Origin of the sequence: Candidatus Cryosericum terrychapinii, assembly GCF_003570925.1 — a bacterium.
In the GTDB taxonomy this organism is placed as follows: domain Bacteria; phylum Caldisericota; class Caldisericia; order Cryosericales; family Cryosericaceae; genus Cryosericum; species Cryosericum terrychapinii.
Window position 1 is genome coordinate 1 of the sequence record NZ_QXIS01000015.1, and the last position, 19985, is coordinate 19985.

The 19985-nt window shown below is 59.4% G+C and carries 22 protein-coding genes; 21 read left to right on the top strand and 1 reads right to left on the bottom strand.

The genetic code is table 11. The annotated features are described in order from the left end of the window. The first annotated feature begins 183 nt into the window (after positions 1-183). From SMC7_RS02760 to typA, 19 genes are all read left to right on the top strand, one after another. Positions 184-426 (top strand): YHS domain-containing protein, encoded by a 243-nt coding sequence (locus SMC7_RS02760; protein ID WP_119088853.1) that lies wholly within the window; start codon positions 184-186, stop codon positions 424-426. Between the two features lie 388 nt (positions 427-814). Beyond that, complete coding sequence (locus SMC7_RS02765; RefSeq protein ID WP_119088854.1) at positions 815-1669, top strand: prepilin peptidase; 855 nt, start codon at positions 815-817, stop codon at positions 1667-1669. A gap of 34 nt (positions 1670-1703) precedes the next feature. Continuing rightward, positions 1704-2900, top strand: a complete 1197-nt coding sequence (gene pilM, locus SMC7_RS02770) for a type IV pilus assembly protein PilM (RefSeq protein ID WP_165845085.1) — start codon at positions 1704-1706, stop codon at positions 2898-2900. Then, on the top strand, positions 2900-3478 hold the full coding sequence (locus tag SMC7_RS02775; RefSeq protein ID WP_119088856.1) for a hypothetical protein: 579 nt from the start codon (positions 2900-2902) through the stop codon (positions 3476-3478). Before pilM ends, SMC7_RS02775 begins: the two co-directional genes overlap by 1 nt. Continuing rightward, positions 3471-4124 carry a hypothetical protein gene (locus SMC7_RS02780; RefSeq protein ID WP_119088857.1) on the top strand — a complete coding sequence of 218 codons (654 nt, stop codon included), beginning with the start codon at positions 3471-3473 and terminating at the stop codon, positions 4122-4124. The genes SMC7_RS02775 and SMC7_RS02780 overlap by 8 nt, the downstream gene beginning before the upstream one ends. 13 nt (positions 4125-4137) lie before the next feature. Then, a complete protein-coding gene (locus SMC7_RS02785; protein WP_119088858.1) occupies positions 4138-4473 on the top strand; it encodes a hypothetical protein in 336 nt (111 codons plus the stop codon). A gap of 22 nt (positions 4474-4495) precedes the next feature. Further along, positions 4496-5578, top strand: coding sequence for a M24 family metallopeptidase (locus tag SMC7_RS02790; RefSeq protein ID WP_119088859.1), 1083 nt, complete (start codon positions 4496-4498; stop codon positions 5576-5578). Positions 5579-5681: 103 nt separating this feature from the next. Further along, entirely contained in the window at positions 5682-6242 is a 561-nt protein-coding gene (efp, locus tag SMC7_RS02795; RefSeq protein WP_119088860.1) for an elongation factor P, read from the top strand. A 4-nt stretch (positions 6243-6246) separates the two neighbouring features. Next, positions 6247-6570 (top strand): Asp23/Gls24 family envelope stress response protein, encoded by a 324-nt coding sequence (locus SMC7_RS02800; protein ID WP_165845086.1) that lies wholly within the window; start codon positions 6247-6249, stop codon positions 6568-6570. Positions 6571-6573: 3 nt separating this feature from the next. After that, on the top strand, positions 6574-6990 hold the full coding sequence (gene nusB, locus SMC7_RS02805; RefSeq protein WP_119088862.1) for a transcription antitermination factor NusB: 417 nt from the start codon (positions 6574-6576) through the stop codon (positions 6988-6990). 14 nt (positions 6991-7004) lie between these two features. Then, a complete protein-coding gene (locus tag SMC7_RS02810) occupies positions 7005-7250 on the top strand; it encodes an acylphosphatase (RefSeq protein WP_119088863.1) in 246 nt (81 codons plus the stop codon). A gap of 16 nt (positions 7251-7266) precedes the next feature. Further along, positions 7267-8157 carry a polyprenyl synthetase family protein gene (locus tag SMC7_RS02815; protein ID WP_119088864.1) on the top strand — a complete coding sequence of 297 codons (891 nt, stop codon included), beginning with the start codon at positions 7267-7269 and terminating at the stop codon, positions 8155-8157. Continuing rightward, positions 8154-10001 carry a 1-deoxy-D-xylulose-5-phosphate synthase gene (gene dxs / locus SMC7_RS02820; protein WP_119088865.1) on the top strand — a complete coding sequence of 616 codons (1848 nt, stop codon included), beginning with the start codon at positions 8154-8156 and terminating at the stop codon, positions 9999-10001. The genes SMC7_RS02815 and dxs overlap by 4 nt, the downstream gene beginning before the upstream one ends. A gap of 42 nt (positions 10002-10043) precedes the next feature. Continuing rightward, positions 10044-10874, top strand: a complete 831-nt coding sequence (locus SMC7_RS02825; RefSeq protein WP_119088866.1) for an NAD(+)/NADH kinase — start codon at positions 10044-10046, stop codon at positions 10872-10874. Between the two features lie 2 nt (positions 10875-10876). Next, entirely contained in the window at positions 10877-12586 is a 1710-nt protein-coding gene (gene recN / locus SMC7_RS02830) for a DNA repair protein RecN (protein ID WP_165845087.1), read from the top strand. A gap of 24 nt (positions 12587-12610) precedes the next feature. Beyond that, on the top strand, positions 12611-13669 hold the full coding sequence (gene buk, locus SMC7_RS02835) for a butyrate kinase (protein WP_165845088.1): 1059 nt from the start codon (positions 12611-12613) through the stop codon (positions 13667-13669). A 9-nt stretch (positions 13670-13678) separates the two neighbouring features. After that, positions 13679-14581, top strand: a complete 903-nt coding sequence (locus SMC7_RS02840) for a bifunctional enoyl-CoA hydratase/phosphate acetyltransferase (RefSeq protein WP_119088869.1) — start codon at positions 13679-13681, stop codon at positions 14579-14581. Positions 14582-14598: 17 nt separating this feature from the next. After that, positions 14599-15492 carry a phosphate acyltransferase gene (locus tag SMC7_RS02845; protein ID WP_119088886.1) on the top strand — a complete coding sequence of 298 codons (894 nt, stop codon included), beginning with the start codon at positions 14599-14601 and terminating at the stop codon, positions 15490-15492. A 71-nt stretch (positions 15493-15563) separates the two neighbouring features. Next, entirely contained in the window at positions 15564-17393 is a 1830-nt protein-coding gene (gene typA / locus SMC7_RS02850; RefSeq protein WP_119088870.1) for a translational GTPase TypA, read from the top strand. A 69-nt stretch (positions 17394-17462) separates the two neighbouring features. Here typA and SMC7_RS02855 read toward each other — a convergent pair whose 3' ends face one another. Then, a complete protein-coding gene (locus SMC7_RS02855) occupies positions 17463-18197 on the bottom strand; it encodes a TIGR03936 family radical SAM-associated protein (RefSeq protein WP_119088871.1) in 735 nt (244 codons plus the stop codon). Between the two features lie 142 nt (positions 18198-18339). On the opposite strand from SMC7_RS02855, the gene SMC7_RS02860 reads away from it, so the two are divergent. Together SMC7_RS02860 and trpS are read left to right on the top strand one after the other, a co-directional pair. Further along, entirely contained in the window at positions 18340-18993 is a 654-nt protein-coding gene (locus SMC7_RS02860; protein WP_119088872.1) for a site-2 protease family protein, read from the top strand. A 7-nt stretch (positions 18994-19000) separates the two neighbouring features. Beyond that, positions 19001-19984, top strand: a complete 984-nt coding sequence (trpS, locus tag SMC7_RS02865; RefSeq protein ID WP_119088873.1) for a tryptophan--tRNA ligase — start codon at positions 19001-19003, stop codon at positions 19982-19984. The last annotated feature ends 1 nt before the right edge of the window (position 19985 follow it).

Genomic DNA, 19985 nt, shown 5'->3' on the forward strand with positions numbered 1-19985 from the left:
GTAGGTCGCTGCCAGGGTCATGTCTCTCCATCAGTCCCCCTCACGGGGGTTTTTCCATATCTGGGTTGCACGAACAAGCCTTTCTCCCTAAAATAATATGAGGCAGGAGATCAACGTCGCCGAGGAAACCTCGGATTCCGGTAACCTACGTACCATGGCGTATCATTGGCCGAGGAGGCTGGAATGGACAAACCGCTGTGCGTCAATGAAGTAGATCCTGTCTGCGGAATGGCTCTCACTTTGGTTGAGGACGTCGAGACGTCCACGTTGGAAGGCAAGACCTATGGATTCTGCAGCAAGGGGTGCAAGGAGACGTTCGAGGGCAATCCGAAGAAGTACATCGAGAAGCCGGCTGCACCTATTGAGGTCCCCGAGAAGCCGGCTGTACCCAGCGAAATGCCGCCACTTATAAAGCCTCCCCAATAGAGTAGAAACCAGTTGGGACAGGCCCGGATAACAGAGCGGCCGCGTACTCGCGGCCGCTCTGCATATCGTGGAACTCCGTCGTTCTCGCGAAGGCGTCCTCATCCGTCATTCCCCCCCCGAGCATTTCTTTCTAATGCGAGGGGTGCTCTCGGCGCAGGCGGGAATCCATGCGTTGAGGTGTAACAGTCTCAGAGGAAACGGAACCGTCCCGAAGGGTTACAGTCTCGAAGTATAACGGGCTCTGTCCGGCCTTCTCCGTCATTCCCCCTCTTCAGGGGGCTTTTGCATATCCGGGGGCACGGGCAGGTCTTGCATTTTGTATCTCGTTGTCCAAACTATGTACAACCAGTGGCGAGGTGTGCTATACTGAGCGACGATTGGAAGGTACATGCAGCGTTCAGAGATGGTATGGTGCGGTTCTGAGCGCACAAAGGAGTGTCGACAGGATGGATTGCTTGTGACAGGCTTGATGGGCGTATTCCCCGAGGTGGTATATCTTGCCGTCTGCTTCATAGCCGGCACCTTCATGGGGAGTTTCGTCGGCGTCCTCACCTATCGCATACCGCGTGATGAACAGTGGGTCAAAGGGCGGTCTGTCTGCCCGGCCTGTGGTCATCAGCTGGGTGCCCTCGACCTTGTCCCGGTCTGGAGCTATGTGTTTCTGCGGGGGCGTTGCCGGTACTGTCATGCGGCGATCGGAGCCCGGTACCTCTGGACCGAGGTGTGTACCGGCCTGTTGTTTGTCGGCTTGGGCTGGGGTCTGGGGTGGAGTGTCGATGCCCTGAAGTTCGCTATCATGACGGTCCTTGCACTGGCGGTCGGGATTATCGACTTTGAGACGGGTCTCGTGCCCGACACGGTCGTGTTGCCAGGGACCGCCATCGGTCTGGTCTTCGGCGTGTTGGCAGGATGGCATGGTCTGCTGGGAGCTGCAGGGGGAGGGGCGATCGGTGCGGGCCTGTTCGCAGTGATTATTTTGTTCTCGAGAGGCGGCATGGGCTGGGGTGATGCAACTCTGGGACTCATGCTCGGCGTGTTCCTGGGCTGGCGGCTGTCTGTCGTCTTTCTGGCGCTGGCCTTCATCATCGGGGCGTCCGTAGGGATTGTTCTCATGGTGTTTTTCAAGAAGAAAGGAAAAGACTCGATGCCCTTCGGTCCCGCTATGGCCGTGGGCGCGTATGTCGCAGCTGTTACGGGAAATGATCTGATCACCTGGTACCTGACAACTCTGTTCCACAGGTAGAAATCTGACGGTCGAGCGCATAAGGAGGCACCCTGTGTTTGGGCTAGCAAACAAGGCAACACCGATCATTGGAGTAGATATTGGATCGAGTACCATCAAGGTGGCTCAGTTCAAGCGAGACAAGAATGCACTGAGTCTTGTCAACTTTGGCGTTGTTCCAACCCCCGAGGGGTCCATCGAAGAGGGGAAGATCGCCAAGGGCGATGTCATCAGCGAAGCGCTCGGCTCCCTTCTCTCGCTGCATTCCTTTGTGGGCAAGCGTGTGTCGGCTTCGGTCTCGGGCCAGCTGCTGACGGTTAAGCAGGTCACCGTGGATGAGATCCCCCGCCAGCCGCTGGGGGACATTGTGAAGTGGGAGATGGAGAAACACATCTCCTATCCCATCGAGGACGCGGTATTTGACTATCAGGTCTTGTCTCGGGCGCAGACTGACGATGGCGGCATCAAGGCAAACTGCCTGGTCGCCGTAGCTCCCCTGGAGATCGTCAACGCTCTCGTGGGTGTCCTCCGCAAGACGCAGCTGGAGCCGGTGTTTATCGAGGTGGAACCCTTTGCTGAGTTGCGCCTGGTGGACTATGTTTCCTACAAGCGGCCCGATCTGGACGCAAAGACGATCGTCATGGTCAACATCGGGTCGACCATGACGTCCATTAATGTTGCGGATCAGTCCATGATCCGGCTCACGCGTATGATCCCATTCGGAGGGGCGCGGATCTCGCAGGCTATCGCGTCGGCTCTGGGCATCAACACGGAGCGTGCAGAAGAGCTGAAGCAGGAGTCCGTCAACGTGGACCCGGATGCGAATCTCGAAGCCGGCACCGAGGCAGAACGCGCTACGTCCGCAGCCCTGCCCATCATCGACGAGCTGGTCCTTGAGATTCGCCGTTCGCTCAACTACTATACGACACGGTTCGAAAGCGACCGCCCCCTGCACCTGATCCTGTCGGGTGGTACGGCCAACCTCAAGGGTATCGCCGACTATATCGAACTGTCTACTGGTTTCACGGTCGAGATGAACCGTCTGCTGCTCGATGTTGCCAAGTATGACCCAAGCATGTTTGCTGAATCCTATCTCAATGAGATGGCTCCCATGTTCAGCGTGGCTACCGGCCTTTCGCTCCGGGAGTTCGAGGCGACGGCTGCCGGAAAGCGCTCTGGCCGGCACCAGGCCAAGCCTGTCGACGTGGGTCAGAGCCTACTGACGTATCGCCCTGGTTCGGAGGGACTGTGATGATTACTATCAACCTTGTTCCGCACGCACGGAGGCGGAGACAGACGCAACTCACCCACGAGGACAGGACGCTCATCTTCGTCGTGGTTGCGGTCGTGGTCGTGCTCGCCGCATCATATGGCTATGCCAGGCTGCTCGTCGCCCAGACGACAACTCATTTGGGCGATCTCAACACGCAGATTGCCGCTCTCGACAGCGACCAGAAACTGCTCGACCTCAACAGGTCACTCGCCCAGCAATCCATGGCGATGGAAACCAACCTCGTCACGGCAGTGCAGTTGCAGGCCAATACGAACCAGCTCCTGGATGACCTTGCGAAGGACCTTCCCAAGGCATGCACCCTGACCCAGGCGGACATCACGGTGCTCCCCGGGACCGTCGTACTCTCGGTCAGCAGCAGTCAGTTTGTCGACCTGGTGCGCTTCTTCAATGCTCTCAGCGCCGACCCGAAGTTCAAGAATGTGCATATCGACGGCTACCAGGTGCCCTATGCGACGGGTGCGGTGGTCCAAGGGCCACAGGCCAAGGCGACCATGAACATTACGTTGACATGGGTGGGAGGAGGCAAGAATGGGTAGGAACATTCCGTTCAAACTTGTCGTCGTGATCCTTCTGCTCGGCATCATCTGCTTCTTCTACTACCGCTATGGGCTCAGCCCTCAGCTCGTCCAGCTCCGGGACTTGCGCGATCAGGTCACGCAGGCTGACGCGAAGCTGTCCACGCTCAAGGAGGTCCAGCGGCTCCAAGAGGCATTCGTGAGACAAAACGAGGCCTATTCGGTCTGGATCGACCAGCTGGCACAGGTCACGCCCAAGGTTTTTGACCAGCACGAACACACGCGCTTTCTGCTCGACCTTCAGGCGGTCGGCAAGGCCAGCGGCATCACGTATACCAGTATTCAGATTTCGGACGCCTCGATGAGTCAGGGCGGTGCCACCGCTCAGCCGGCGGAGGTGAAGCTGGCCAAGACGGTTGGCGTCACCATGAACTTCACCGCCAAGGATTACGCGACCATGCGACGGTTCCAGGAGACGCTCCGCACGAAGTTCAAGTACATCATGGTCTCCTCGAACCTGACCATCTCGCACGGCACCCTCGGACTGCCCGGTCAGGGCAACCCGTATACTTGCTCCATGACTGCATGGATGGTCCTGAGCCCTGACGCGAACATCCCCGGTGCGCCGGCTCCTGTAGCGCCGGCTCCTCAGCCGGAAGAGCAGTAATAGGAGGCGTGCAATGGCACAGAAAGCAGTGGTGAAGACCAACGTTCAGGCGATTCCGGCGGGAAAGAAGGTTGCACCGCGTCCGCGGAAGCAGCCGAGAGTCAAGATTTCGGCGGGGACATGGATCTTCATCGTGGTCCTGCTGGCCGGCTTCTCCGTCTGGAATTTCTACTTCCTGCCTCGCATGGGGCAAACGACTATCACGCCTCCCTCGCCCCAGGTATTCCAAATAGCTCAGCACGCGAACCTGGTCCTGGTGAACACGCAGGTCAAGTCGAGGCAAACGTTCCTGACTGTGACGCCACAGCCGATCCCCGCAGAGACAGGCAAAACCAATCCATTCGAATAGCACGAATACGAGGAGATGAACCATGGAAAACTCGTACTACAAGCGCAGGATTGAACTGCTGCGGGAGCGTATGGCCGGCGCGAACGTGGACTCCTTTTTCACGCTTGCGGCGCCCAGCATGCGGTATCTTACTGGTTTCACGGGCGAGGAGGGGTACCTCCTCGCGCTCCATGACGGTATGCACCTTGTCGTCGACGGCCGGTTCACGACGCAGGCGCAGGAAGAATGCCCCTGGGTGGATGTCATCCTGTATACTGGGCACTTCAGCAGGTCGATTGCGAACCTGCTTGTCGGAGACCATGCTCATTGGCTCGGGTTCGAGAAGGAACGCGTTTCCTTCGTACAGGCAGAGCAGATGCGCGCCGCGTTCCCGTCGGTGACCATGGTCCCGACCGAGAGTGTGGTCGAAGGCATGCGCATCGTCAAGGACGCAGGCGAGCTGGGCATCATGCGTGCAGCGGGGCGTGTCGCCGATAAAGCGTTCAACGCGATGATCGGCCAGCTGAAGGCTGGCATGACCGAGAACGACGTTGCCGCTCTGCTGGAATACGAAATGCGCAAGGCGGGCGCCCAAGGTACCAGTTTCCCGACGATCGTAGGGTCGGGCGCTCGGGGGGCACTGCCGCATGGGATCGCTTCCGGCAAGGTCATTCAGAGCGGCGACGTGATCGTCATCGACTTCGGTGTTAACTACGAGGGTTACATGAGCGATTGCACCAGGACCGTGGCACTCGGCGAACAGCCCGCCGACGTACTGGACGTCTATGCAAAACTGCGTGGAGCACAGCAGTTTGGTCTTGACTGCATCAAGGCGGGCGTGAGTTCCCGTTCCGTCGACACTGCCGTGAGAGGCAAGCTCGACGAGAGCGGACTGGCGCAGTACTTTACACATGGGCTGGGACATGGCGTGGGACTCGAGATTCATGAGGTGCCTCGCCTTTCCCAGGGGACCGACACGGTGCTCGAACCAGGGCAGGTCGTCACCTGTGAACCGGGGGTCTACCTTCCTGGACGCTACGGCATGCGCATCGAGGACTCGGTCATCGTGACAGCGACCGGGTTGGAGTCATTGACCGAGCTGCCCAAGGAACTGGTGCTCCCCTGAGGGCCGCAGAGTGTGGCGGCGCTGAGGACGTGAACGCTTGACGCAACGCTGGTTGGCGTGTACAATAGCCGCGATCGACAGCCGAGTACCAGGAGGTTAGACGTTGATTTCTGCCAATGAACTACGCACAGGTGTTACGTTTGAGATAGACGGTCAGGCATTTTCCGTCATTCAGTTCACGCACATCAAGCCCGGCAAGGGCTCTCCATTTGTGCGCCTCAAGATGAAGAATCTCATGACCGGCAATGTCATCGAGCAGACCTTCCGTCCTGATGAGAAGGTCAAGAGTGCATATCTTGAACACAAGAAGATGCAGTACCTGTACGATGCTGATGGCATCTATACGTTCATGGACTCAGGGACATACGAGCAGATCGGCCTGACCAAGGATGACCTTGGCGATGCGGTCAACTACCTCATCGAGAACATCGTGGTCGACGTCGTCTACTTCCTGGAGAAACCGGTAAGCGTCGAGCTGTCCACGTTCATCGAGGCCATTATCACGCACACTGAGCCGGGTATCAAGGGTGATACGGCTACGGGCGCCAACAAGACCGCGGAAATCGAGACCGGATTCTCGCTCATGGTTCCGCTGTTCGTCAATGAAGGTGACAAGGTTCGCATCGACACGCGCAGCGGAGAGTACCTCGAGAGGGTCAAATAAGTCTATGGACAAAGTCCTCATTACTGACGTCGCACTGGAGTCTCTCATCGTCCACGCCTGTCTGTCCATCGATGGCGTGGAATCGATGTGGAAGGGTCTCAAGGAGCACTTTCCATTCTGGGACCGCGAGGGTTACGAGCCTCACGGTGTAAGCATTACGCGGAGTGGCCTTGAGCTGACGCTCGACGTGTTCATCGTCGGGCGGTTTGCGATGGACCTTCGGAAGCTTGCCGGCAGTGTGCGGGGCGCTGTCGCCAAGGAAGTAGAAGCCTCCACTCCGTATCACATCCAGGAGGTCAACGTCCATATCGCCGACGTGCGGGCCTGACGCATGGCGACGACTCAGGGAGTTCAGAACCGCCGGCGCTCACGCGAGATAGCGCTGCAGGTCCTGTACAGTCTGGCGCAGGGGAACGTCTCGTATGACCAGACGTTTGATATGTATGTTCATGAGGCTCCACTCGTGCAGGCGTACGCGCTCAAGCTCATCCAGGGAGTCCAGGCCCATCAGGACGCCATTCTGGCCGAAGTGGGCGCACACACGGAGAACTGGGGCATCGACAGGGTCGCTGTCGTCGACCGCGTGATTCTTTCGATCGCCGTTTTTGAGATGAAATATGGCAAGCCTCCCATCAAGACCGCTATTGCAGCCAATGAGGCTGTTGAACTTGCCAAAGAGTTCGGCGGCGCTGAATCCGGGAGTTTCGTGAACGGCGTCCTGCGTGGTGTCGGAGGCGCGGGGGACTGACTGAGCGGGCGCCCTTGAAGAATCTGGTTGCGGACGTGTCCGGCATCGTGCAGGGAGTCGGGTTTCGATACTTCGTGGAACAGACGGCGGTTCAGCTCGGGGTCGACGCCAGAGCCGACAACATGGATGATGGGACTGTGCACATCGTCGCATCAGGCGACGAACAGCGGCTCTTGCGCTTGGTGGAATTGCTCAGGCAAGGGAGCCGTTACTCATCTGTAGACCACGTCGACTACACGATCACAGATCGTTGCGCGTAGATGGAAGGGAGCTGACATGGACATCAGGGACCATCTCAACGAGGAGGCGCACTACATCGACGGAGTGCTGGCTGACTGCCTTGCTCCGCTTCAGGGATCGGTCATGCATGCAGCGATGTCCTATGCGCTGCTTTCGCCGGGCAAGCGTGTGCGGCCTGCTCTGTGTCTTGCCGTTTATGAGGCGTGCACCCGCGACAGGGAGCGCATCAAGCCGGTCCTCGCTGCCATCGAAATGGTACACGCGTACTCCATCATTCAGGACGACCTGCCCTCGATGGACAACAGCGACCTGCGACGCGGCAAGCCTACGACGCACAAGGTCCACGGCGACGACATGGCGCTTCTGGCTTCCGATGCACTGCTGACTATGGCATTCGAGGAACTTTCGTCCGCGCAGATGGTCGGCGCCTTTGGTGCCGAGCGGTGCCTCGAGGCGGTACGGACGATGGCCGCTCTGGCGGGTGTAAAGGGCCTCGTCGGTGGGCAGGCGATGGACGTCATCACCTCCAGTGACGAACACGTCGAGCTGGGCACCATCGAGTATATCCACAAGAGCAAGACTGCCGCACTCATCCAGGCTTCGGTGCTGCTTGGAGGCATCTTCGGCTGTGCCAGTGAGGCTGACATGGACAGACTGCGCTCATTTGGCGAGAGCTTTGGCATGGCGTACCAGATCGTGGACGACATCGCGGATGCTAGTACGACCGAAGCGCAGACCGGCAAGACAGCCGGCCAGGACGTCAAGAACCGGAAGGCGACCTATGTGACCGCGCTGGGGCTCGCTGACGCCAGGGAGAAGGCATTGCAGTACCTGGCGAGCGCTCGTGAGTCCGCGCTGGCGCTGGACAGCGGGGGAGACTTCCTGACGGGCCTTGTCGACCTTCTTGCGGAAAAGGCTCGAAGTTGATTCTCGAGCACGTCTCCTCTCCTGCCGACATCCGGGGGCTGGACATCCCACAGCTGCGGACGCTGGCGGCCGAATGCAGGCAGGTCATTCTCGACACGTGTTCGACCAACGGTGGGCACCTTGCGTCGAATCTCGGAGTCGTCGAGCTGACGATCGCGCTTCACATGACGCTGGATACGCCGACGGATCAGCTGGTCTGGGATGTGGGACACCAGTGCTACACGCACAAGCTTCTCACCGGCCGCTACAAGTCGTTCAGGACGCTCCGGCAATGCGGGGGGATCGGCGGGTTCGTGAATCCCAATGAATCCCCCTATGACACATTCCTGGCCGGACACGCCTCGACGTCGCTTTCCATAGCAACGGGCCTTGTTGCGGCGCGGCGCCTGGACGGCGGGAACCAGCGCGTGGTCGCGGTCATCGGTGATGGCGCCTTGTCCGGCGGTATGGCGCTGGAAGCGCTCAACAACCTCGGACGGGCGCACGGGCAGTGTCTCGTGATTCTCAACCACAACGACATGTCCATCTCCCGTTCCGTAGGAGGTATGGCGCGGGCACTCAACCGGCTGCGGACGCGTGCATGGTACCTGCGCGCGCGCGAGTCTCCGCTGGTGGGGCGTGGGCTGCTCTGGCTGAGAACCCTGGTCAAACGGCTGTACCTCCCCACGATCTTCTTCGAGGAACTGGGTTTCCGGTATTTCGGGGTGGTGGATGGACATGACATCGGCAAACTCATCGAAGCGATCGACATGGTCAAGGACATCCAGCAGCCTGTCGTCCTGCAGGTCCTGACCGTCAAGGGCAAGGGATATGAGCTGGCCGAACGACAACCGGCTTATTTCCATGGCGTCGCGCCGTTCCTCATCGAGAATGGGCTGAGCAAGCAGGAGAAATCCATTGCGACCTACTCCGACGTATTTGGCGAGACGCTGATACGGCTTGCGGAGACAGACCCCCGCATCGTCGCCATCACGGCTGCGATGATGGATGGCACCGGTCTTGCCGAGTTCGCCAGGCGGTTTCCCGAGCGCTGTTATGATGTCGGCATTGCCGAGCAGCATGCTGTCGGCATGGCGGCATCGCTGGCCAGTCGAGGCTACAAACCGTACGTCGCAGTCTATTCGACGTTCCTCCAGCGGGCGTACGATCAGATCGTCCACGATGTCGGCATCGGCGGTTTGCCTGTGCGGTTCGCGGTCGACCGGGCTGGACTGGTCAGCGATGACGGACCGACCCATCAGGGCGTCTTCGACGTCGGTTTTCTGAAGAGCGTTCCCGGCATGACCGTATGTTCCCCGGGCGACCGGGCGGACCTGGTGCGCATGCTGGAACTGTCAGCCGCGGCCAAGGGCCCGTTTGCCATCCGGTATCCCAAGGACGCCGCCTATGATCTCAGTGAACAGCTTGGCGAGCGCCCTCCCATAGTTCCCGGGACCGGTGTCATGGTCGCCGACGGGCGTGATGTTGCCATTGTCTCGCTGGGGCCGGTGCTTCGGTCGGCTCTGGAAGCCCGGAAGATCCTTGCAGGCGATGGAGTCCAGGCGTGTGTTGCGGACCTCCGTTTTGCCCAGCCGCTGGACACCGGTCTCCTCACACGACTGGCCGGCACCTGTCGGGCAGTGTTGCTTGCTGAAGAGACGACGCGTTCCACGGGCGTCTACGACGCAGTCGTCGGAGCGCTCGTGCGTTCCGGTATGAACATCTCGTGCATCGGACGGTGTGGTGTTCCCGACGCGTTCCCTGTTCAGGACAAGCGTGCACACCTCCTGAGCACCTATCAGCTCGACGCAGAGGGGTTGGCGTGCGCGGCGCATGCCCTGCTGGCCGGGGCAGACAGGCGGTAACGGCTTGAAGCCTCGCGCATCCGTCGTACACTGTACATTGTGATGAAGAGCATCGTCTACTGCCGCGGGGACTCGAAGGATGCGCGTGAACTCGAGGGCGAGATTCGGCCGTACCTGACTGGCAAGGGGGTCGAGGTTGTCACCGTGACCTCGATGGATGACCTGTCCACTCTCCCGTCCGGAGCGGCGGACGGTTCTTTCATTCTGAGCCTGGGGGGCGACGGGACCTTCCTGCGCGCCGCGCGGCTCAGTACCCAACTGGGTATGCCCGTCCTCGGTATCAACCTGGGCTCGCTCGGTTTTCTCACGGACGTCGAAGAGAACGAGGTCTATGCGTCGCTTGACGCTGTCCTCGCGCATACGTACGCGGTGGAGCACCGTCTCGTCCTCGAGGCTCGCATCGTGCGCGAGGGCCAGGAAATCCTCAATACAACAGCCATCAACGAGATTCTGGTGGTCCGGGACCTAACGGGCAAGATCCTTACGTTCGAGGTCTTCATTGGTGGCGTGCGCGCAGGGCAGATCACGGCAGACGGCATCATGGTGTGCACACCTAGCGGTTCGACAGGGTATTCGCTGTCCGCCGGAGGCCCTATCCTGGACCCTACGGTCGAAGCACTTGTACTTACTGCTCTTGCGCCACACAACTTCACGTCGAGGCCTCTGGTCATATCGGCAGGCAGTGAGATCACCCTCAAGGTAAAGCCGTCGCGAGACAAGGCGGCCTTCATGCGTGACGGAGAGCATATCGGCGACATCCATAGCTTTGACACGGTATGCGTGAAGAGACACCCCCAGGATGTTGCTATCATCCGGCTGCGCGAGAAGAACTTTTACAAGGTCCTCGGTGCCAAGTTTCACTGGGGTGGCTGACAATGCTGCTGGAACTGGACATCCACAATCTGGCTATCGCGCACGATGTTCACGTGTCATTCGATGACGGGTTGAATGTCATCACGGGCGAGACGGGAGCGGGCAAGACTATCCTCGTGCGAGCAATCAGCGCAGTGCTGGGGGGCAAGCTGACGAGTGACTTCATCAGCGAGGGGGCGGACAGCCTGAGACTGGATGCCGAGTTCGCGCTTCCGCGTGCGTGTCCGCTGCGGGATATGCTGGGCGACCTCGTGACGGACGACGATATGACCGTCGTGATAACCCGCGAGGTGGACCGCACCGGCAGGCACAAGTATCGCATCAACGGGCGCATCGTGCCCATCAGTACACTTAGACTGCTCGGCGAGCATCTTGTGGACGTCCATGGGCAGCATGAGCCACAGTCGTTGCTGGTACGTGACAATCATATCCAGCTGCTGGACTCTTTTCTGGGACATGACACCCAGTCTGAGCGGGAACTCTTTGGAACGAGGCTCGCAGAGTTACGCGGCGCATGCCGTGAACTGGAACTGATGGAGACGCGCCGGGCAGAATGGGACACTGAGACCGCCTATCTGGAGTTCGCGTCGGAAGAGCTTGAACGTGCGCAGGTGAGGGCAGGAGAGGACAGCCTGCTCATCGCAGAACAGCGGCTTCTGGAGAACGTCCGTGAGCTGCAGGAGCAATTGGGTGGGGCGTCAGCCGCCCTTGTCGGAGACGAATCCCGGGACAGCGAAGGGATCGTGCGGCAGGTCGGCAAACTGCACCACACCATCGATGCCCTGTGCTCGATCGACCCCCGGCTGAACGATGTGGGATCCCTGCTGGACGGAGCGCAGGCGAGTCTCAAGGAAGCCGGGTCGGCTCTGGGCGACTATCTCAGCAGGCTTGAGTTGGATGACGCGCGACTGGCGCAGGTGACGGAGCGGCTGGACGCTATCGCCAGACTCGAGGAGAAGTATCACAAGAACCTCGACGGTCTGCTTGCTTTTTGGACGGAGTGTGACCGCAAGCTGCATGAACGCCACGAGCGGGCGGGCGATGAGGCCGGCATGCGTGGCCACATAGCGCAGCTGGAGATCGAGCTTTCGACCATCGGCGCGTCACTGACGGCGCAACGCAAGCAGGGGGGACCTATCCTTGCGCGCAAGGTCGAGGCACAGCTTGCTGAGCTGGCCATGTCCAATGCCCGGTTCGTCTGTTCCATCGAGCAGAGCGTCGACGAGCAGGGTATCGCTGTCGGGGATGAGCGTTTCAAGGCATCTGAGACGGGTCTGGACGTGGTCGAGTTTCTTATTGCTCCCAACCCGGGGGAGGGATTGCGTCCTCTCAGAGAGATCGCATCCGGCGGAGAGCTTTCGCGCGTCATGCTCGCGCTTAAGACGGTGTTCGCCGAGACCGACCAGATTCCTACCATGGTGTTCGACGAGGTGGATGCCGGCATCGGTGGCGAAACGGGGCTTGCAGTTGCCGGCAAGCTAAGCAGCCTTGGCATGCATCGCCAGGTCATCGTCATCACCCATCTGCCCACCATCGCGGCCAGGGCTGGAACGCACCTCGTCATCTCCAAGGAGCAGAGCCAGGAGGCCACCACAGTGGAAGTGCACCGCGTCACGGGCGAGGAGCGTGTCCGGGAGCTGGCGCGGATGGTGTCAGGCGACCAGGTGTCCGAGGTCGCTCTGGCCAACGCTCGCGAGTTTTTGTTTCCCTAGTCATTCATGCAAGAGGTGCCCCATATGATTCTCGTGATCAATCCTGGTTCCACGTCTACAAAAGTAGCGTTGTACGAAGGGACCGTACTCGTCGCGGAGGAGTCCCTGGACTATTCCGCTGTGGAACTGGCGCCGTTTGCCAGGATTTCGGACCAGTTGGAGATGCGCGTACAGACTGTGGGGGATTTTCTGGTGCGTCACGGTGTGCAGGCAGAACAACTCGAAGCCGTTATGGCACGTGGCGGTGTCCTGCATCCCGTAGCCGCGGGCACCTATGTTGTCAATGACCGCATGCTGCTCGACTGCTTCGAAGCCCGCATTGCGCAACATGCGTCCAATCTGGGAGCATTGATCGCTCATTGCCTGCTGGAAGGCACGGATGTGCCCTGTTATATTGCTGACCCTGTGTCGGTTGACGAGTTCGAGGACATGGCCCGCATCTCCGGTCTCAAGGAACTTCCGCGGCGTTCACTGGGCCATGCGCTCAACATCCGGAAGGTTGCCTACAACGTCGCGAAGGCCCACGGCAAGGCCTTGAAGGAGATGAACATGATCGTGGCACATCTGGGCGGAGGCATCTCCATCGCGCCCCTGCGCCACGGACGCATCGTGGACGTCAACAATGCCAACGAGCAGGGGCCATATTCCCCCGAACGCGCTGGGTTGGTCCCCGCGGTATCGCTGGTGCGCCTGTGCTTTGAGGAAGGGGCGACCGAGGGTGAGGTCGTCAAGCGGTTGACGCGCATGGGCGGGCTCGTGTCGTATCTCGGCACAAACGACGCACGTGAGGTCGAAGCCCGGATTGCTGCGGGCGACCAGGAAGCAGCGACGGTCTACGAAGGGATGGCGTATCAGATCGCCAAGGAGATCGGTGCCATGGCGACAGTACTGGAAGGGGACGTCGATGTCATCGTGTTGACCGGCGGACTGGCCAAGAGCTCGATGCTGATGCAATGGATCCGCGAGCGTGTGGAATTCATTGCGCCAGTCGAGGTCATCCCCGGCGAGAATGAACTGGAAGCGCTTAACGACGCGTACCTGCGCCTCAGACAAGGTATCGAGACGGAAAAAACATACGAATAGGAGGGACCCATGGAGATCAGGACGTTCGCTGAGGTGCTTGAAGAGGCGAAGAAGCGCGGCCGCAGGAAGCTGGCGGTCGTGTTTCCTGAAGAAGTATCTTTGCACGCCGCCATTCTGGCGCAGCAAGCCGGCATAGCAGCGCTGGTTCTTGTGGGTCAGCCTGACCGTATAGCGGCGCTGTTACAGCAAGCCGGGGCGTCCGCCGACGAGTATGAAGTCGTCGCTGCGGGCGACCCTGTGCAGGCGTGCAGGATTGCCGTGCAACTGGCGCACGATGACCGGGTGGATGTCCTTCTGAAGGGTGGGGTGCAAACAGCGCAGTTGCTTCATGCCGTGCTGGACAAGGACACGGGTATCCGGGCGAGCAACGTGATGTCCGAGTGCACGATTTATGAGGACACGCGCATGCGCCACTCATTGCTGGCGGTCGTGGACGGTGGCATCCTCGTTGCTCCAACGCTGGATGAGAAGGTGGAGAGTATCAAGAACACTGTCGGTGTATATCACCGTCTCGGCTATGAGAACCCGAAGGTGGCGGTTCTGGCGGCCGTGGAGACGGTTACGGAGAAAATGCCATGTACAGAGGACGCCGCCATCATTGCGCGCATGTGCGAACGTGGACAGATCAAGGGATGTGTTGTTGACGGGCCGCTGGCGCTGGACAACGCTATTTCGCCACAGGCTGCGAGCATCAAGGGGGTTGGCGGTGAGGTCGCCGGCGTGGCCGATATTCTCATTGTGCCGGATATCGAGGCAGGCAACCTGCTGGGCAAGTCCATGACATATTTTGCTGGATTCACCTCGGCACATGTGACCATTGGTGCGCGCAAGCCCGTCCTGGTGCCGTCGCGTGCCGACGATGGACAGACTAAGCTGATGTCCGTGGCACTGGGCATCGTAGCCTACTACTAGGAGGGACTATGACGCCCATGACACACCTGTCTGACATTCCAGCAGCCGTGAAAGGTCTGCCGCGCAAGCGGATGGCCGTTGCGTATGGCGAAGACGCTCATACGCTGCAGGCTGTAGAACGTGCCGTCAAGGAAGGTATCGTCGACGCCGTGGTCGTTGGCGGGAAACGAACAATCATAGCAATTGCGGCCGAGTGCGGCGTCGATGCCAAGCTCTTTGAGATCATAGACGTCGAGGGTGAGATGCCATCGGTCAAAGCAGCCGTGAAGCTGGTCCGTGAGGGAAGCGCGCATATGTTGATGAAGGGTCTGGCTCATACGGACAACTATATGCGGGGGATTCTGGACAAGGAGACGGGACTGCTGCCCGAGGGCGGCCTCCTGTCGCATGTTGCCGTGTTCGAGATCCCCGACTACCCCCGGCTGCTGGTCATGTCCGATGCGGCTGTGATTCCACTGCCGACGCTCCAGCAGAAGGTCGCCATCACAAAATATGCCATCCGTGTTGCGAACAGCCTGCGCGTCGAAACGCCCAAGATCGCCTTCCTGTCGGCCAGCGAGAGTGTGCTGAAGTTCCCGAGCAGCCAGGAAGCGGCTATTCTGACAGGCATGGCGGTGCGTAAGCAATTTGGTAACGTCCTGGCCGAGGGGCCTATTTCGGTGGACCTCGCGCTGTTTCCTGAGGTCAGTGACATCAAGGGTTTCAAGGGACGGGTCCGTGGTGATGCAGATATCCTCATCGTACCCGGTATCGACAGCGGAAACGTCCTCTATAAGGCAATTGTCTGGTTTGCGAAAGCCGAGACGGCGGCAATGGTGACCGGGACCACAGCACCATGCATCCTGACCAGCAGGGGAGATTCTGAAGATTCCAAGTTCTACTCCATCGCACTCGGTGCATTGAACGCCTGAGAACAAGGGTATAATAATAGTTTGAGGCCATTACCGGTCTCCAACCATGCTTGTTTGAAGGGAGTGCTTGAGTGCGCAGAAACGATCTCCGTAACATAGGCATCATTGCACACGTCGACCACGGAAAGACGACGCTGGTCGACGCGATGATGCGGCAGTGCAAACTGTTCCGCAATATCGACCAGATGGGCGAGTGCATCCTCGACTCGGGGGACCTCGAGCGGGAGCGCGGCATCACCATTATCTCCAAGAACATGTCGCTGGTGTGGAAAGGTGTCAAGATCAACATCGTCGACACACCTGGCCACTCGGACTTTGGTGGCGAAGTGGAGCGCGTCCTGAGGATGGTGGATGGGGTTCTGCTCTTGGTTGACGCCTCCGAGGGGCCGATGCCGCAGACACGGTTCGTGCTCAAGAAGGCTCTCGAGCTCAATCTCAGGCCGATCGTAGTTATCAACAAGATCGACCGGCAGGATGCCCGTATCCAGGAAGTCATCAACGAGACCTTCGACTTGTTCGTCGAACTCGACGCAACCGAAGAGCAGCTGGATTTTCCGGTTGTCTATGCTTCGGGCCGCGACGGCAAAGCAACGATGGACCTCAACGATCCACCGCAAGACCTGACGCCACTGTTCCAGCTGATGCTCAAGAAGGTCCCTGCTCCGGAGTATGACGCCGCGAGTCCTCTGTCGGTCCTGGTCACGAACATCACACATGACGACTATATTGGCCGTCTTGGCATCGGACGGATGTTCGGGGGACGACTGAAGACCGGAGACAAGGTCAAGGTGTTCTCCGACGGCGACAACGAGTACTTGGGCCAGGTCCTCAAGCTCTTCATCTTCGAGGGGTTGGAGCGCAAGGAAGTCCCCAGTGTGGAGGCGGGCGAGATCTTCGCGTTCGCAGGAATTCCGGCTGTCACGATCGGGGACTCGGTCACCGACCCGGAGCGTCCGGTGAAGCTGAACATGCTGACAATCGAGCCGCCGACGGTCTCGATGATGTTTATGGTCAACGACAGTCCATTTGGAGGTACGGAGGGCAAGTTCGTGACCTCCAACAAGCTGCGCGAGCGTATCGAGAAAGAGCTGCGCACCAATGTCTCCATCGCTGTCGACTGGGGTGATCTGCCCGATCGGTTCACCGTTGCGGGGCGAGGCGAACTCCAGCTGGCGATCCTCATCGAACAGATACGCCGCGAAGGCTATGAGTTTCAGGTCTCGATGCCGCAGGTCATCACCGAGAAGAAGGGCGGCAAGGTCCTCGAGCCGTATGAGACCCTCGTACTCGACGTTCCCAAGGAGTACCAGGGAACCGTCATCAACATGCTGGGTGAACGGCGCGGGACTATGGAGAAGATGCTGGACCTCAAGGGAGCCTACGTCCGTCTCAGCTACACGATTCCTCTGCGTGGCTTGTTTGGCTTCCGGTCCGAGTTCCTGAGTTCGACCAAGGGCAACGGCGTCATGACCCATACATACTTGGGATATCTGGAGTGGGCAGGCAAGATCGGCGGCCGCAGGAACGGCGTCCTGGTCTCAGATCATACCGGATCCGTTTCAGCCTATGCTATAGCGCATATCCAGGACCGCGGCAAGCTGTTTGTTGCGCCTGCGGAGAAGGTGTATGCTGGTCAGATCGTCGGCGAGACCATGCGCGATCACGATCTGAAGGTGAATCCGACAAAAGAGAAACACCTCAGCAACATGCGGTCCTCCACATCAGAGATCTCCACAAAGATCGACCCGCCAGTCCAGTTCGCTCTCGACCAGTTTCTCGACTATATCAACGAGGACGAATTGCTGGAGGTCACGCCCAAGTCCCTGCGAATTCGCAAGAGACTCCTCGATTTCAAGGAGCGGAAGCGGTTTGGACGCGAGGAAGACGACTACGGCGATTAGTCCGGACTGTATGTGTGAGAAATGGAAAGCTCCCCGGTCAGCCCGGGGAGCTTTTGTCGTCGCTGCTTCTCAGTCGTGGTGACTGCTTTTCGGTCGATGAGGGGGGACGGTCTGTGCCGCGACGTCCATGGGGTCGACAAAGACGCCGCTCATATTGAGCAGCACGCTCTGGCGCGTGATGACCGGCATGGGCGCGACCTTCGCATCGAGGCCAAAGATGTACTTGATGACCTCGTCCATGCGGATTGTTCCCGACTGGTCGAAGAAGACGCCGACGTGGGCACGCAAGGGGGTCCGCGTCGAGATCTGTGCGGTGAGAACGTACTTGCGAATGTCTTTCGGCACACGAGACTTGCTGTTCTCCCTCTCGACCATCAACATTGGCAGGGCAAGGAACGACGTCATATCGGCCTTCATCTGCTCGGCATCGGTGTCCGCCCGGTGTGCCCACGTGTATTCGTAGCGGAGGATCATAGGCTGTCCCATGAGAGACGGGGCCGTGAGAGGGATGTCGACCGCGGCCAGGAACCTGAGGCCGGGGGGCGCCGTGCGCTCCAGTGCATTCGCGCGGTCGGCGACGGGCGAATAGGTGTCGAGGAACACGTCCACATATTCCTGAAGGCTGACCATGCCGACGCCCGTAGGGATGCCGGTTTCGATCCGGACGCGCTGATTGAATCCTTCGCTGTAGACCAGAGGCAGGTCGCTGCGGCGCAGCCACCGCACCAGGGCCGCCTGGACCTCGTGGTGTGAAAGCAAGCAGGCCTCTTCTTCCTTACTGTATCGCACGCGCATCTTGAGCATGCGTTGATTGTAGCAAGAAAGTGGGCAGCCGCAATGAAGAATCGCTGGTTGCCAAGCGATTGCGTAAGGTGGAAACCCGGCTACTATGACTCCATGACACCAGCCGGCAGAACCGGCGCATGATTGAGAAAGGACAGAAGATATGCAGGGATTCTTGAACTACATCCACGGCAACATTCAGAACTGGATTCAGTACGGGATCGTGTATGTGCCAGTCCTCCTTGTCGTTATTACGATCCATGAGTACTTCCATGCCTGGACGGCATGGAAACTTGGGGACACGACTCCCGTCGAGACAGGGCGCCTCAGCCTGAACCCCCTGCGTCACCTGGACCCGCTTGGAACCATCGCTCTCCTGCTGTTCCATGTTGGCTGGGCACGCCCCGTGATGATCGATTTCGCGGCATTCAAACACCCTCGTCGCGATACTGTCCTTGTCTCTCTGGCTGGACCGGCCTCCAACTTTGCCACGGCCGTCGTTGCCTACCTGCTCCTGCTGCTCGTGAGGAGTTCGCCGGCGATAGTCACGCGGCTCCCCTACGTGTATGAGGTCTTGGAGGCTCTCGTCGTGGTCTCGCTGGGCCTCGGCCTGTTCAACCTGCTCCCCATCCCCCCGCTTGACGGCTCCAAGGCTTTTTTCGCGCTCTTCTTCAAGAGACCGGAACGGTTTCTGTACGACCGCGCGGTCGACCTGTACGGGACGGTCATCCTGCTCGCCCTCCTCTGGTTCAACGTCATCACCGTTGTGATGTCCAAGGTTCTAAACTTCATTCTGTATACTCTCCTGAGGCTGTGAGGTGCCCATGAAAAAGCGTATTCTGAGTGGCATGCGTCCCACCGGCAAACTCCATCTTGGTCATTACCTGGGTGTGCTCGCGAGCTACGTGAAACTGCAGGATGAATATGACTGCTATTTCATGGTCGCGGACATGCACGCGCTGACCACCAAGTGGAATGAGAGCGGTTCGATTCGTGAGTACCGACGCGAGATGGTCCTCGACTGGCTGGGAGCGGGGCTCGACCCACAGAAATCTGCCATCTTCTGCCAGTCCGACGTGCCGGAACATGCTTATCTGTTCACGCTTCTAGCGATGATCACTCCCGTTTCGTGGGTTGAACGAAACCCGACCGTCAAGGAGATGATCCGGGACATGGACCTCAAGGACAACGTGAACCTTGGCCTGCTGAGCTATCCGGTCCTGATGGCCTCGGACATCATGGTGTACCGTGCGGAAGCAGTGCCCGTTGGCAAGGACCAGGTCCCACACCTCGAATTCGCTCGTGAACTGGTGCGTACCTTCAACCACACGTATCACGTCGACCTTTTCCCAGAGCCTCAGCCTATCCTCAACGAATTTCAGAGGCTGCCAGGGCTCGACGGACGCAGGATGAGCAAGTCTCTCGGCAACGACATCGTAGTCTCCGACCCGCCGGAAGTGACCGCGAAACGCATGATGACCGCCTACACGGACCCCTTGAAGGCGCGCAAGGATGACCCCGGTCACCCAGAAGCCGGCTGTGTCATCTATCAGTACCACAAGCTGTTTCAGCCAGACACCGCGCCAGAAGCCAGGATCCAGTGTGAGCAGGGCTGTCTTGGCTGTGTCGCCCACAAACGCTCCGTCGCAGCGATGGTCTCGGAGCGGCTGGTCGGGTTTCAGGAGCGCCGGACCGCCTTTGCCGCGGATCCTCGGTCGGTCGACCGCATTCTGGCAGAAGGCCACGAGAGGGCTTCAGTAGTCGCAGCAGAGACCGTGCGCATGGTCAGGGAGGCCATGGGGATCTGAA